Source organism: Propioniciclava sp., from assembly GCF_036744435.1.
In the GTDB taxonomy this organism is placed as follows: Bacteria; Actinomycetota; Actinomycetes; order Propionibacteriales; family Propionibacteriaceae; genus Propioniciclava.
This window is the reverse complement of the sequence record NZ_DAIOIA010000086.1, coordinates 1-13,439: the sequence shown is the minus strand read 5'-3', so window position 1 is coordinate 13,439 and position 13,439 is coordinate 1. Positions and strand designations below refer to the sequence as shown.

12 protein-coding genes are annotated in these 13,439 nt (G+C 69.9%); 4 read left to right on the top strand and 8 right to left on the bottom strand.

Features of this window, described 5'->3' with window-relative positions:
• The 3 genes from V7E09_RS11040 to V7E09_RS11030 all read left to right on the top strand — a co-directional run.
• Positions 1–249, top strand: a 249-nt coding sequence (locus V7E09_RS11040; RefSeq protein ID WP_324523387.1) for an AbrB/MazE/SpoVT family DNA-binding domain-containing protein, incomplete at its 5' end; no start/stop codon positions are given.
• Positions 242–1,516, top strand: a complete 1,275-nt coding sequence (locus tag V7E09_RS11035) for an MFS transporter (RefSeq protein WP_324511268.1) — start codon at positions 242–244, stop codon at positions 1,514–1,516. The genes V7E09_RS11040 and V7E09_RS11035, both read left to right, overlap by 8 nt.
• Positions 1,517–1,678: 162 nt before the next feature.
• Positions 1,679–1,984: a hypothetical protein gene (locus tag V7E09_RS11030; protein ID WP_324511267.1), complete on the top strand. Its 306-nt coding sequence runs from the start codon at positions 1,679–1,681 to the stop codon at positions 1,982–1,984.
• Between the two features lie 9 nt (positions 1,985–1,993).
• Here V7E09_RS11030 and V7E09_RS11025 read toward each other — a convergent pair whose 3' ends face one another.
• The 8 genes from V7E09_RS11025 to V7E09_RS10990 all read right to left on the bottom strand — a co-directional run bounded on the left by V7E09_RS11025 (position 1,994) and on the right by V7E09_RS10990 (position 12,844).
• A complete protein-coding gene (locus V7E09_RS11025; RefSeq protein ID WP_324511266.1) occupies positions 1,994–2,389 on the bottom strand; it encodes a YchJ family protein in 396 nt (131 codons plus the stop codon).
• Positions 2,386–3,768: a glycosyltransferase gene (locus tag V7E09_RS11020; protein ID WP_324511265.1), complete on the bottom strand. Its 1,383-nt coding sequence runs from the start codon at positions 3,766–3,768 to the stop codon at positions 2,386–2,388. The genes V7E09_RS11025 and V7E09_RS11020 overlap by 4 nt, the downstream gene beginning before the upstream one ends.
• A gap of 271 nt (positions 3,769–4,039) precedes the next feature.
• The gene (locus V7E09_RS11015; protein ID WP_324511264.1) at positions 4,040–4,381 is read right to left on the bottom strand and encodes a hypothetical protein; all 342 of its coding nucleotides are present in this window, start codon (positions 4,379–4,381) and stop codon (positions 4,040–4,042) included.
• A complete protein-coding gene (locus tag V7E09_RS11010) occupies positions 4,378–5,754 on the bottom strand; it encodes an MATE family efflux transporter (RefSeq protein ID WP_324511263.1) in 1,377 nt (458 codons plus the stop codon). Before V7E09_RS11010 ends, V7E09_RS11015 begins: the two co-directional genes overlap by 4 nt.
• A 113-nt stretch (positions 5,755–5,867) precedes the next feature.
• Positions 5,868–6,878, bottom strand: a complete 1,011-nt coding sequence (locus V7E09_RS11005; protein WP_324511262.1) for a dihydroorotate dehydrogenase-like protein — start codon at positions 6,876–6,878, stop codon at positions 5,868–5,870.
• Between the two features lie 3 nt (positions 6,879–6,881).
• Positions 6,882–10,445 carry a pyruvate:ferredoxin (flavodoxin) oxidoreductase gene (gene nifJ / locus V7E09_RS11000; RefSeq protein ID WP_324511261.1) on the bottom strand — a complete coding sequence of 1,188 codons (3,564 nt, stop codon included), beginning with the start codon at positions 10,443–10,445 and terminating at the stop codon, positions 6,882–6,884.
• Between the two features lie 29 nt (positions 10,446–10,474).
• Positions 10,475–12,106, bottom strand: coding sequence for an NAD(P)-binding protein (locus tag V7E09_RS10995; protein WP_324511259.1), 1,632 nt, complete (start codon positions 12,104–12,106; stop codon positions 10,475–10,477).
• Positions 12,107–12,268: 162 nt separating this feature from the next.
• Positions 12,269–12,844, bottom strand: coding sequence for a GNAT family N-acetyltransferase (locus tag V7E09_RS10990; RefSeq protein WP_324511257.1), 576 nt, complete (start codon positions 12,842–12,844; stop codon positions 12,269–12,271).
• A gap of 332 nt (positions 12,845–13,176) precedes the next feature.
• Between V7E09_RS10990 and V7E09_RS10985 the strand changes: the two genes are divergently transcribed.
• Positions 13,177–13,439 (top strand): hypothetical protein (locus V7E09_RS10985; RefSeq protein WP_324523386.1); only part of this gene is annotated, 263 nt, incomplete at its 3' end.

Here is a 13,439-nt window from a genome sequence, read left to right as displayed (position 1 = left end):
GAGGGGCCGGCGCCCGAGGGACGCCTCGCCGCGACCGTCAAGGTAGGGGCCAAAGGCCAGATCGTCATCCCCCAGGATGCCCGCGAGATGTTCGGGATCCGCCCGGGCGATACCCTGCTGCTGCTCGCCGACGCCGACCGCGGAATCGCCATCGTCCGTCGCGACGTGTTCGCCCAGTTCACCGACGCCGCCCTCGATCACCTCAGCGGTGACCACCCATCCCCACACCAGGAGCACGCCCATGACTGACATGACGACCCGACCGACCCTGCCACCCCCCGGCGCTCACCCCGCGACGGGAGGCTCCCTGGGGGCGCTGGTCGTCAGCAACATCGTCGGCGGCATCGGCGTCGCCTCGGGAATCGCCGTCGGCGCACTCCTCATCGGACAGCTCTGGGGCAACGAGTATGCGGGCGTCGGGCAGGGGCTGACGGTGCTCGGCGCCGGGGTGGCGGCCGTCCCACTGGCTCACCTCGCCGCCCGCCGCGGCCGCCGCGTCTCGCTCCGACTGGGCTATCTGATCGCCCTGGCCGGCGCGGCGCTGATCGTCGCCGGGGCCACCCTCGGCTGGCTGCCCGTCGTCCTCCTCGGCCTCGCCGCGTTCGGGTTCGCCAGCGCCACGAACCTGCAATCCCGCTACGCCGCCGCCGAACTCGCGGGCCCGCATTCCCGCGGGCGCACCCTGTCCTTCGTCGTGTGGGCCACCACCCTCGGCTCGGTGATCGGACCGAACCTCACCTCGCTCGCAGCGGGCCTGGGGCCGCGCATCGGCGTCGAGCCGCTGGCGGCGCCCTATCTGTTCTCCGCGATCGGGTTCGGCTTGGCCGCCCTCGCCGTCACGCTGCTGTACCGCGCCCCCGCCACGCTCACGACGTCCGCACCCGTGGGCTCGCTCCATCCGGCGGCCGCGCGAGGTGGCAGCTTCGCCGCGCTCGGCTGGGCCCTTCGGCACCCGCTCGCACGCTTCGGCGTCGTACTGCTGGTGGTCTCCCACGCCGTCATGGTCGCCATCATGACGATGACGCCCCTGCACCTCTCCGCAGGCGAGCACAACCTCGTGCTGATCGGCGGGATCGTCAGCCTCCACATCCTCGGCATGTACGCCCTCAGCCCGCTGTTCGGCTGGACCTCCGATCAGTTCGGCCCCCTGCGCACCGGGGTGGCCGGACTGATCATCCTGGCCGCCGCCGTGGTGCTCGCGATGCTCGCCGGCCACGACGCGGTCTGGGTGGGGGCGTCCCTGGTGCTGCTCGGGGTCGGCTGGTCTGCCGCGACGATCGCCGCCTCCTCCCTGCTCGCCGGGGTGGACGCCGGAGAGCTGCGCGTCCCGCTGCAGGGGGCCACCGACGCCCTGATGAACTACGCGGGCGCCTTCGCGGCGCTGGTGTCGGCCCCGCTGCTCGCCTGGTTCGGGTTCGGTGGGCTGTCGCTGGTGGCTGGCCTGCTGCTCGTCCCGGGGGCGGTTCTGGGCTGGGGCGCTCACCGCTGGATGCGCAGCACCGCACCCGTGCGGTAGCCACCGACCCGCCCCGTTCGTGGCGGACATGACCCCGGCGTCGAGCGGGCTACTGGCGCTCGACGCCGCCCTCCCCGCATGGATGGATTCACGCCGTGGCCGTTGCTAGCGTGGCCTCATGGAGCGAGGCGGATCCCCCCGTACTGAGACGACCCTTCAGCCGTGAAGAGCGGCGGATGCGGCTTCGTCATCATGCTCATTGCTGCCGCGCTCATCGGGGGCGCGATCGTTTTGCAGATTCTTGTGTGGCTGGCCGAGCACGCTCCGCCATGGCACATCGTCGTCATCGCGCTGTTGGTCGGCTCCCCCCTTCTGTGGGGGCTGTTCGTCATCGGGTGGCATCAGGTGGAGACGCTTCTTGAGAACCGCCGCAAGCCCGCCCCGTGGCTGGCGGACCCAGCGCCGGCCAGCCAGGACGCCCCGCCCTCCCCGGAAGACGAAACGGAGCCGCCACGAACGGTCGGCTGAGCCGCAGGCTCAGCGCGTCACCCCCTCCAGGTAGAACCAGCGGCCGTCCTCGACCACGAACCGGCTCCGCTCCCGGAGAACGCCGGAGCCCTGCGGCGAGACCCACGCGGCGGCGAAGGTGACGGTGCCCTCGTCCTCCCAGGCCTGACCATGCGTCGTCGCTGTGATGTCGAGGCCCGTCCAGGTCGTCTCCGCGTCCAGGAGCAGCGTCTCCGGACGGGTGGTCGGGTGCCACGTGGCGGACAGGTAGTCGCGCAGCCCCAGCGCGAAGGCGGTGTACCGCGACCGCATGAGTGCGACCGCCGTGGGCGGTCGGCGGGCGCCGCTGTGATAGCGCCCACAGCACCCCGCATACGACCTGCCGGTGCCACATGGGCACGCGGCGGCGTTCTCGAGCGGTGTCATGACGGGTCGGCGTGCATCGACTCAGGGATGGGGTGCCCGGCGGCCAGGTCGCGGTACAGGGCGATCATCGCCTCGGATTGGCGCTGGATCGTCCACCACGACGCCATCTCGCGGCTGCGGGCGTGCGCACGCCCGGCGAACTCCGGGTCCTGCAGGCGGCGCAACATCGCCACGAGTTGGCGGGCCAGCGACTCCGGGGTCGGACGCGCGAGCATCCCGTTGACGTCCGGGTCCACCACGAGCCGCAGTTCGGGGTCGACGGTGACGATCGGCAGCCCCGCGTGGGCCGCCTCGTGCAGCACCAAGGCTTGTGTGTCGGACGTCGAGGGGAACGCGAACACATCGGCGGATGCGTAGTAGGGGCCCAGTTGCTGGCGCGGCACTTGTCCCACCAGCGTGACGCCGCCCCGCTTACGAGCCGCCCGCAGCTTCTGCGCCACGGTTGAGGACACCCGCCAGTCGCCGACGAACATCAACTCCGCGTTGGGGATGTCCTCGCGCACCCAGGCGAACGCGTCCACCAGCAAGGCGATGTTCTTCTCGGGGGCGATGCGCCCCACGTACAGGATCCGGGGCCCGGACGCGGGTGGCAAGGGGCGTCCCTGCGGCAGGGCGTCCACCCCGTTGGGCACCACGCGGATGTGGCTGCGCGGGGCCAGCTCGCGCACGCGCACGGCCGTCTTGTCCGACGGTGCGGTCACCAGTTCGGCGGCCTCCAGCATGTCTTGGGCGGCCTCCAGCAGATTGCGGCGCGACAAGGCCGTGAGCCGTCGGCGCAGCAACCCCGACACCACCAGGCGGCCGTCGGAGAGCCACCTGCGCATGTCCTGCATCTGCGGTCGTTTCATGCCCTTCGTGGACACCTTCAGCAGCTGGTAGAAGGCGTCCAGGAACGGCGTCAGCATGGCGTAATGGTCGGCGTAGGCCTCGAAGTCGGTGTGCCACGTCACCATGAGGGGGCACTCGGCGCGATCGGCCGCCCACACCCCCAGCAGGCCGATCGGCCCCAGCCCTTGAACGTGGATGACGTCGGGCGGGTCGGCGGCGAACGCGTCGAGGGCCCGCTCGAACCCGCTGCCCCCAGCGACGGCCATCGGGAGGCCGGGAAGCTTGATGGAGGGCAGCCGGAGCTCGGAGCGCAGCGGGTGGTTCTTGAACGGGTTCGGCCCCGGCGTCGCGGGGGCCACCACCTGCACGTGGCAGCCGTCGTCGAGCAGTTCCTTCTCCAAGAACTGCACGGCATACAGCAGGCCACTGGGGGCTGGTCCGTAGTTGTCGGTGAACAGCGCCACCCGCAGTGGACGCGGACCGGGGCGGGGGGCGGTCGCGGTGCGGTCGGACGTGCGGGGTCGGGCGCGTGCGGGTTCGGCGGGTTCCATCCCGGCTGAGTCTAGGCGAGCCCGCCCCGCCCGGTCGTGCCCCCAGCGAATGACTCCCACCCGCCGGGTGGGGCGTCTCCGCCGAGGACTGAGCCTGGCCCCGCCGAGGACTGAGCCTGACTCCGCCGAGGACGGAGCTTCTGCCCATCGAGGACTGAGCCTTGCGGTGCTGAGGCCACCGTGATGGCCCGGCCCCCGAGAAAGCAGGTCTTGACCCTTCCCGATAACGGCGACTCCTACCAGGCGTTCGTCGAACTGAGGAACTCCGGCCTCATCGGCAGGTGAGCGCCGCGGGGATCGTCGAACGCGACGTCACCCGGGCGGTGAAGACCACCGGCCAATCCTGGCGCCACGTCACGTGGATGCGCACCCGATCCTCGTCGGCGCCCGCCACCGTGGAGAACCGGGAAGTGATGCGGCCAGGCGCGCGTGGGTCGCCGAGGTCCCGCACCTGTTCGGCCACCTGCGCCCGCGTGGCCCGCGCGCGCCGCGATGGCCGGTGCGGAAGCGGCGTCGTCCAGTACCCGACGACCAGCGCCCAGCGCACGGCGTCCTCGACGTGCGAGCGGGCGGCCCGCGCGGTGGTCGTCTCCGGCTCCCGGCGGGTGGTCATGCCCCCGCGGTGGTGTCGGATGCCGCGCCGTCGGCGTCGTCGACGACGCGGGGGAGTTCCGCCCACCGACCGCGCCACCACCGCCAGCCCAGCAGGACCGCCTTGACCGCTTCGGCCAGTGCCAACGCCCAGAACGCGCCCGCGACGCCCCCGCCGAGGGTCTCGGCGAAGAGGAGGGAGGCGGGGGCCAGGACGACGACGCTGGTGGCGATGGAGTAGGCCATCGGAGCGGTGACGTCCCCGGCGGAACGCAGCGCCCCGTACAGGATCGTCGTGATGGCGGCCAGCGGCAGCAGCACGATGCTCACCGCGAGCCCCTGGGTTCCCAGCGCGACCGCGGCGGCGTTGAGCCCGACGAGCGGCAGCAGCGTCGGCCCGCCCAGCCACAAGGCGACCGCGAGCACGACGGACGCGGTGACGGTGATGATCAGCGTCGCGCGCGTCTGGCGGCGGGCGTGCGCCACGTCTCTGTCGCCGACGTCCCAGCCGACGATCGTCTCGTTGCCCTGGGAGAAGGCGAGCGTGACGCCGGTGACCAGGGCGGTGAGCGTCAGGGCGAAGCTCTGCGCGTTGGTGGCGTCGCGCCCCAGTGCGTTCACCGCCGACGCCCCCACCAGGACGGCGACGTTGAACACCGAGTTCTCGATCACCGTCGGGACGGACAGCCGGGCCATCGTCCAGCTCCGGGCCCCCGCCTCCCTCGGTGGCAGCGGGGTGAAGATGCCGATGCGTGCGACCCGGCGGACCAGCCATGCCAGCAGCACCACGACGGACGCTCGGACGATGAGGGTCGGCAGCGCCGAGCCGATGACCCCGAGATCCAGCACGAACAAGAAGGTGTAGAGCAGGGTCAGGTCGATGACGTTGATGAGGATCGCGGGAATCAGCAGGTCGATGGTGCGGCCGAACGCACGCAGGACCGAGTAGGCGACCATCTGGTAGGCGTAGAAGGCGACGCCCGCCGCGGCCACCCAGATGTAGGCCTGTGCGTCGGGACGCACCGCCGGGTCGGCGCGCAGCCAATCCAGGAACAGCGGGGCACCCAGCGCCGCGACCACGCCCAGGGCGAGACCGAGCAGGGTGCTGGCTCGCAACGCGATGATGCTGGCGCGCTGCGCGGCGGGGATCGCGCCCGCACCCAACAACTGGGCCACGACGACCAAGGACCCGAAGCCGAACAGCACGGCGACGTCGTTGGCGACGCCGAAGATCCGGTTGGCGTTGCTGATCGCCGCGTTCAGGGCGTCCGATTGCATCAGCAAGAGCACCTGGTTGCCCAGGGCGCCCAGCAGCGCGAACAACGTGACGACCAGCAGGGGCCAGGTGAGCGCCAGGAGGCTGCGACGGGTGAAGACGGGCGGGCTGGTGCTCATGCGGCTCGCATTCAAGAAAGGTCGGTAAGGCCTACCTAACTATCCTAGGGTTGCGAGGGTCGTCCGCGATACGGCGGTGCTGCCGCGGCGGGCAGCACCGCCGCGGCTCAGGGTCACAGTGCGCCGTAGCGCTCCTTCGCCGCCTGAATCGCGGCCACATAGCCGCCGCGCTCGATCGCGTCGGCGTCGGTCACCGGGGGGAGCGCCATCATGCCGCGCACCTGCTCCAGCGACGTGAACCCCTTGCGGACCATCCAGGACTGCAGCCCGCCCACGAGTTCGGCGGTGTAGGCGCGGCCGTGGCGGACCAGCGCCGCCGTGCTCATCACGATGTCGGCGCCCGCCAGCAGGTAGCGGATGACGTCGTCGGCGGTCTCCACGCCCGTCGACCCCGCCAGGGACGCGGTGGTGTGGTTGCGCAGGGCCGCGATCCACGTGCGCGGCAGCCGACCCTCGTGCGAGGTCGACAGGTCGAAGGCCGAATCCAGGCCGAGGGTCTCGGGGTTCACGTCGGGCTGCAGGAACCGGTTGAACAGCACCAGCCCGGACGCCCCCGCGTCGAGGAGTTGCAACGCCATGTTGCCCGGGGAACTGAAGTAGGGCGACATCTTCACCGACACCGGGATCCCGACCGCGCTGGTCACCGCCGACACGATCTCCACGTGGCGGCGCTCGACGGCCTCACCGCTGGCGGCGGTGTCGCCGGGCACCAGGTAGATGTTCAGCTCGATGGCCGCAGCACCCGCATCGGCGAGTTCACGAGCGAACTCGACCCAGCCGCCCAGGTCCGCGCCGTTCAGGGAGGCGATCACCGGGACGTCCAGCGCCGAGGCCGAACGCTCCAGCAGCGACAGGTAGCTGTAGGCGGCCGACTTGGTGGTGATCGGGTTGGCCGGGAAGTAGTCCAGCGCCTCGGGGGAGGCGTTCTCGTGGGATTCGATCAGCGCCTCGTCACGGGCGACCTCGGCGCGCAGTTGCTCCTCGAACAGCGAGTACAGCACGACCGCGGACGCACCGCCATCGGCGAGGCCTTTCACGCCGTCCAGCGTCTGCGACAGCGGGCCCGCCGACGCCACGACCGGGTGCTTGAGCTCCAGGCCGAGGTAGGTGGTGGTCAGATCCATTGTTCACTCCTTCGCGTCGGTGGCGAACTCATCCGCGCCGCGAACCGACATGTCTTCGTAGTCGCGCCAGCGGCGGGCCACCTGCGCCTGGCCGAACTCCAGCATCCGCTCGGCGGCCTCGGGGTCGGACGCCTTGAGCATCCGGAATCGCAGTTCGTTCTCGTGATACGTCCGCAGCGGGAACCGCGGCCGCGGGGAATCGAGCAGGAACGGGTTCTTGCCGGCCATCCGCAGCACCGGGTTGTACCGCATCAGCGGCCAGTGCCCGGAGTTGACCGCCAGGTACTGCTGATCGAGGCCCTTCTTCATGTCGATACCGTGGGCGATGCAGTGGCTGTAGGCCAGGATCAGGCTCGGCCCGTCGTAGGCCTCCGCCTCACGGAAGGCCTTCAGCGTCTGCTCGGGGTCGGCGCCCATCGCCACGCGGGCGACGTAGACGTTGCCGTAGCTGATCGCCTGCATCGCCAGGTCCTTGGAGATGGTCTCCTTGCCCGCCGAGGCGAACTTCGCGACGGCGCCCATCGGCGTCGCCTTGGACGCCTGACCGCCGGTGTTGGAGTACACCTCGGTGTCGAGCACCAGCACGTTGACGTTGCGCCCGGAGGCGAGCACGTGGTCCAGGCCGCCCGAGCCGATGTCGTAGGCCCAGCCGTCGCCGCCGACGATCCACACCGAACGGCGCAGCAGGTGGTCGCACACCGAACGCAGGTCTGCGGCGCGGATGCCGTCCATGCCCTCGAGGATCACCTTCAGCTCGTCGACGCGGGCGCGTTGCGCGCTCAGATCCGACTCGTACTTCTGCTCGGTGGTCAGGATCGTATCGACCAGTTCATCGTTGCCGATGTCCGGACGCAGCTGCTCCAGCCGGGTGCGGGCCAGCTCCGTTTGCAGGTCGGCCGCCAGCCGAAGCCCCAGCCCGAACTCGGCGTTGTCCTCGAACAGGGAGTTCGACCAGGCCGGGCCGCGACCGTACTTGTTGCGCGACCACGGCGTCGTGGGCAGGTTGCCGCCGTAGATCGAGCTGCAGCCCGTCGCGTTCGCGATGGAGGTGCGGCCACCGAACAGCTGGCTGAGCAGCTTGAGGTACGGGGTCTCGCCGCAGCCGGTGCAGGCCCCGGAGAACTCGAACAGCGGCTCCAGATACTGGACGCCCCGCACGGTCGCGAAGTCGACGCGGCTGCGGCGGTTGATCGGGATCGACTCGAAGAACTCGACGTTCGTGCGGGTCGGCTCGCGGTCGTCCACCAGCGCCAGGTTGATGGCCTTGCGGTTGGTGCCCCCGGGCACCTTCACCGGGCAGGCCTCCACGCACAGGCCGCACCCGGTGCAGTCCTCGGCGTACACCTGCAGCGTGTAGCGCGCCCCCGGCAGTCCGGCCGCGTTCAACTCGGCGGTCTGGAAGCCCTCGGGCATCCCCTCCAAAGCGGTCTCGGGGTAGTACTTGGCGCGCAGCACGGCGTGCGGGCACACGAAGGCGCAGTTGCCGCACTGGATGCAGGCGCCTTCGTCCCACACCGCGACGATGTCGGAGATGTTGCGCTTTTCGTACTGGGTGGTGCCGCTGGGGTAGGTGCCGTCCACGGGCAGCGCCGACACCGGCAGGGAATCGCCGTTGTCGAGCAGCATCTGGGCGGTCACGTCGCGGACGAACGCCGGTGCGCTGGCGGGCACCGGCGCGAGCCGCTGCTTGTCCGAGACGGGGGCGGCCGGAACCTCGACGCGGTGCAGGTGCGCGATGGCGGCATCGACCGCGTTCTCGTTCTTGGCGACCACGTCGGGACCGCGTCGGCCGTACGTCTTGCGGATCGACTGCTTGACGGCCTCGATGGCCGCGTCGCGCTCCATCACCTTGCTGATGGCGAAGAAGCAGGTCTGCAGCACGGTATTGGTGCGGTTGCCCATGCCGGCGGTGCGGGCGACGGCGTTGGCGTCCACCGTCCACAGTTCGCAGTCGAGTTCGATGAGCCGACGCTGCATCGCTTCGGGCAGATGGCCGAACACTTCCTCGGCCGGGTAGTGGCTGTTGACCAGCACGACCGTGCCGCGGCGGGCCATCTTCAGCACGTCGACGCGCTCCAGGATCGACCAGTGGTGGACGCCGATGAACCCGGACGCGTTGACCAGGTAAGGCGCGGTGATCGGCTTCGGCCCGAAGCGCAAGTGGCTGACGGTCCGGCTGCCGGACTTCTTGGAGTCGTAGACGAAGTAGCCCTGGGCGAACGTGCCGTCCTGGCTGCCCAGGATCTTGATGGTGTTCTTGTTGGCGCCGACGGTGCCGTCGGAGCCGATGCCGAAGAACACCGCGCGCAGCGTGTCGGGGGATTCCACGTCGAGCTCGTGGTAGTCCAGGCTCAGCATCGTGACGTCATCATGGATGCCGACGGTGAACCGAGGACGCGGCGACGGCTTGGCCAGTTCGTCGAAGACCCCGATCACCATGCCGGGGGTGAACTCCTTGCTGGACAGCCCGTAGCGGCCGCCGATGACCCGCGGCAGGGTGGCGCGGCGTCCCGTCGAGACGGCCTCGGCCAGGGCCGAGGTGACGTCCAGGAACAGGGGCTCGCCGCCAGCACCGGGCTCCTTCGTCCGGTCCATGACCGCGATGGTCGACACGGTCTCGGGGATGGCGTCCAGCAGGGCCTCGACCGGCAGCGGGCGGTAGAGCCGCACCTGCAGGACGCCGACCTTGCGGCCGTCCGCCAGCAGGTGGTCGACCGCCTGCATCGCCGACTGAGCGCCCGAGCCCATGATGATGATGATCGCCTCGGCGTCCGGAGCGCCGTGGTACTCCATCAGGTGATACTGGCGGCCGGTCAGCTCGGCGAACTCGTCCATCGCCCCCTGAACGATGCCCGGAACCTTGTCGTAGTAGGGGTTGACCGTCTCGCGGCTCTGGAAGTAGGTGTCCGGGTTCTGCGCGGTGCCGCGAATGTAGGGGTGCTCGGGGCTCAGCGCGCGGTCGCGGTGCTCGATGATGAGCGACTCGGGCACGTAGGCGCGCAGGTCGTCGTCGCTGAGCATCTCCAGGGTGTTCAGCTCGTGGCTGGTGCGGAACCCGTCGAAGAAGTGGATGAACGGGACACGGCTGCGCAGCGTCGCCAGCTGGCTGACGGCGGCCAGGTCGTGGCACTCCTGGACCGACGCGGAGCTGAGCAGCGCGAAGCCCGTCTGCCGCACGGCCATGACGTCTTGGTGGTCGCCGAAGATCGACAGCCCCTGGGCGGCCAGCGAACGGGCCGCCACGTGGAAGACCGTCGAGGTGAGCTCACCCGCGATCTTGTACATGTTCGGGATCATGAGCAGCAGGCCCTGGGAGGCGGTGAAGGTGGTGCTCATCGCGCCGCCCTGCAGCGCCCCGTGGAGGGCGCCCGCGGCGCCGCCCTCGGACTGCATCTGGACGACGGTGGGGCGGATGCCGAACACGTTCGTCTGTTCCTTGCCCGCCCACTCGTCGGCCAGTTCGGCCATCGTGGAACTGGGGGTGATGGGGTAGATGGAGCACAGCTCGTTCAGCCGGTAGGCCACCGAAGCGGCGGCCTCGTTGCCATCGATGATCGCTCGGGTCATGGTGTTGTCTTCCGTCCTTTACTCGCCGCTCAGCGTTCCGCGATCATGTCGATGGCGTGCACCGGGCACTGCTCGTAGCAGGTACCGCAGCCGGTGCACTTGGCGTAGTCGTAGCGGTACCGGTTGCCCTTGCCGAGCTTGATGACGGCGTCCTCGGGGCAGGATCCCAGGCAGCCGTCGCACTCGATGCAGTTGCCGCAGCTCAGGCATCGCCATGCCTCGGTCCGGGCCTCGTCCTCGGTCAGGCCGCCGACGACCTCGTCGAAGGCCTTGCGTGCCGCGATTGCCAGTTCGGGCTGGGAGGTGCGTCGGTTGTCGCCCCAGTACCAGAGGTTGAGCTTGTCGAAGCTCGCCAGGTCGCGCTCTTCCTTCGGGATGGCGGGCATGTTGGACAGCCACAGGTCGATCATCTTGGCGGCCTTCTTGCCGTGGCCGACACCGACGGTCACCGTGCGCTCCGAGGGAACCGCGTCGCCGCCGGCGAAGATGCCGGGCACATCGGTCATCAGCGTCGTGGGGTCGACGTTGACCGTGTCGCCGTCGAAGCTCATGCCGGGGATCGACTGCAGGAAGCCCGAGTCGGCCTCCTGGCCGAGCGCCAAGATGACGGTGTCGGCCTCCAAGGTCTCGAACCGGCCGGTGCCGCGGGCCTTGCCGGACTCGTCGAGTTCCATGATCTCGACCTGCATCTGACCTTCGTCGAACTGGTTGATGGTGCGCAGCCAGTTCATCTTCACGCCCTCGCGGACGGCCTCGGCGTGCTCCTCGGCGTGGGCGGGCATCTGTTCCTGGGTGCGGCGGTAGACGACGATCGACTCCTCGGCGCCGAGGCGGCGGGCGGTGCGGGCGGCGTCCATGGCGGTGTTGCCTGCGCCGTACACGGCGACCCGGCGGCCGATCAGGGGTCGATCCCCGGAGGCCACGTCGCGCAGGAAGCTGACGGCGTCGACGATGCGTCCGGCGTCCATGGTGGGAATGTCGACCCGCTTGGACAGGTGAGCGCCGATGGCGACGAAGACGGCGTCGAAGTGGCCGGCGCGCTGCTCGGCGAGCAGGTCGGTGACCTTGTGGTTCTGGACGAAGGTGACGCCCAGTTCGCGGATGCGGGCGATCTCGGCGTCCAGGACGTCGCGGGGCAGCCGGTATTCGGGGATGCCGTAGCGCATCATGCCGCCGGGGAGTTCGGAGCCGTCGTGGATCTCGACCTCGTGCCCCAGCATGGCGAGGTGGTAGGCGGCGGCCAGGCCGGAGGGGCCCGAGCCGATGATCAGGACTCGGCGTCCGGAACTGTGGGTGGGTTTGGTGAACTGCCAGCCGTGCTCGATGGCGGCGTCCCCGAGGAAGCGTTCGACCGAATGGATGGAGACGGCGCCGTCGAGTTCGATGCGGTTACAGGCCGTCTCGCACGGGTGGTAGCAGACGCGGCCGTGGATGGCGGGGAAGGGGTTGTTGCGGGTCAGCTCGCGCCAGGCGCCCAGGTCGTTCTTGGCCTTGACCAGGCGGAGCCACTCTTGGATGTTCTCGCCGGCAGGGCAGGCGTTGTTGCACGGCGGCAGGAGGTCGACGTAGATCGGCATGCGCAGCCGTACAGGGCCGACGCGACCGGCGCTGGTGCCCAGATCGGGCAGGTGCGTCAGGTTGCGGGTGGTGGGCTGGTCCATGCTCGACCTCCAGGTGGATGGGGCTCGTATCCCTCCTCACACTACTGCGCGTAGTAGCTCTTGGCAGGAAGGGCAAGCGTTTTCCAAGGAGATAATTTGGCAAGTCTCTTGATGCGTAAATCCGAGCGTGGTAAGGAAGCCCTGCCCCAGGGGCGGTCGGCCTCAGCGCCCGGAGCGGCGCACCATCCGCTCCATGCCTAGATCGCCCCAGTTGGGCCCCGAGTGCCCGCCGAAGCCATCCAGGGCGAAGCCGTTGCGCTCGTAGAACCGCCGAGCCCCCGGGTTTCCCTGGATGACCCAGAGGTAAGCGTCGCGGTGATCCGGCAGGGCGGCGTCCAGCAACCGCTGCCCCAGGCCGGCGTTGCGCAGGCCCGGCATCACATAGAGCGTGTCCAGGCACCAGTCGACCCCCGCGGGGACGTGGCCGTCCCCGAACAGGTCGTGTTCCCACTCGCCGACCCCGGTGAATGAGGACGCCAGTCCGACGATCGCCCCGCGCGTGCTCCGGGCCACCACGTGCCGGGCTTCGGGCTCCTCATGCAGGTGGGCCGCCTCGGTGGCGGCGGCCAGATCGGCCAGCAGGCCGTCGCGGCGATCGGGGGCCGAGTTCCACAGGGCGGCCGCGTGCCCGGGGTCGGCCAGGTGGGCGTAGGCGACGTGCTGCATGGAGATGTGAGCGCGGACCGCGTCGTCGACGTCGGCGGCGGTCATGAGGGCGAGCGAGACGGGTTCAGGCACATCTCTCATCATCGCAAACGGCGCGGGCGCGGTCATCTCGGGTCCTGCAGCGGCGCCGTGGCAACAACGGATCACGGGAATACCCGCGGAGTCGATTTTCCGCGGGGGAGGCGGTTTCTGAGCGTGAAGTTGCCATGTGTTGCTGCAACCGGTGGGCAATGATCCCGGTTCATCTAGCGGGAGCGCCCCAGCCGTGCTCGAATCGGACTGACACGAGCAACGTGCCCATGGTTGGGGGCGCGTTTCGAGCCCGTAGCAACTCTCCGAGGATGGGGGGACCGGGCCGTTGGCATCACGCCAGCTCGCGCGATTAAAGAGAAGGGCCGACAACGGTGTCTGACGAAAACAGCACCCCCGAGGGGGAGCCGCTCTGGGGAGCGAGCCGCGTCTCCGGAACCGACGATCTCGCGGCGGAGACGCTGCAGGGGGTCTCGGTGCTCGACGGTGACGAGAACGACAACGAAGCGGACTTCGTTCCGCCCAAGGGACGGCTGGGGGCCGCCCTGGCGCTGGGCGCGTCGATGTCCATCGACAACTCTGAGGGTGGCGTCTCCAAGACGTTCTTCCCCCAGATCATGGTGGCGTTCGGGCTGGG

Bases quoted from the DNA above. Each gene is read 5' to 3' on its own strand.
- V7E09_RS11035 (WP_324511268.1), top strand. From the start codon at position 242: ATGACTGACATGACGACCCGACCGACCCTGCCACCCCCCGGCGCTCAC.
- V7E09_RS11025 (WP_324511266.1), bottom strand. From the start codon at position 2,389: ATGACACCGCTCGAGAACGCCGCCGCGTGCCCATGTGGCACCGGCAGG.
- V7E09_RS11020 (WP_324511265.1), bottom strand. From the start codon at position 3,768: ATGGAACCCGCCGAACCCGCACGCGCCCGACCCCGCACGTCCGACCGC.
- V7E09_RS11015 (WP_324511264.1), bottom strand. From the start codon at position 4,381: ATGACCACCCGCCGGGAGCCGGAGACGACCACCGCGCGGGCCGCCCGC.
- V7E09_RS11010 (WP_324511263.1), bottom strand. From the start codon at position 5,754: ATGAGCACCAGCCCGCCCGTCTTCACCCGTCGCAGCCTCCTGGCGCTC.
- V7E09_RS11005 (WP_324511262.1), bottom strand. From the start codon at position 6,878: ATGGATCTGACCACCACCTACCTCGGCCTGGAGCTCAAGCACCCGGTC.
- nifJ (WP_324511261.1), bottom strand. From the start codon at position 10,445: ATGACCCGAGCGATCATCGATGGCAACGAGGCCGCCGCTTCGGTGGCC.
- V7E09_RS10995 (WP_324511259.1), bottom strand. From the start codon at position 12,106: ATGGACCAGCCCACCACCCGCAACCTGACGCACCTGCCCGATCTGGGC.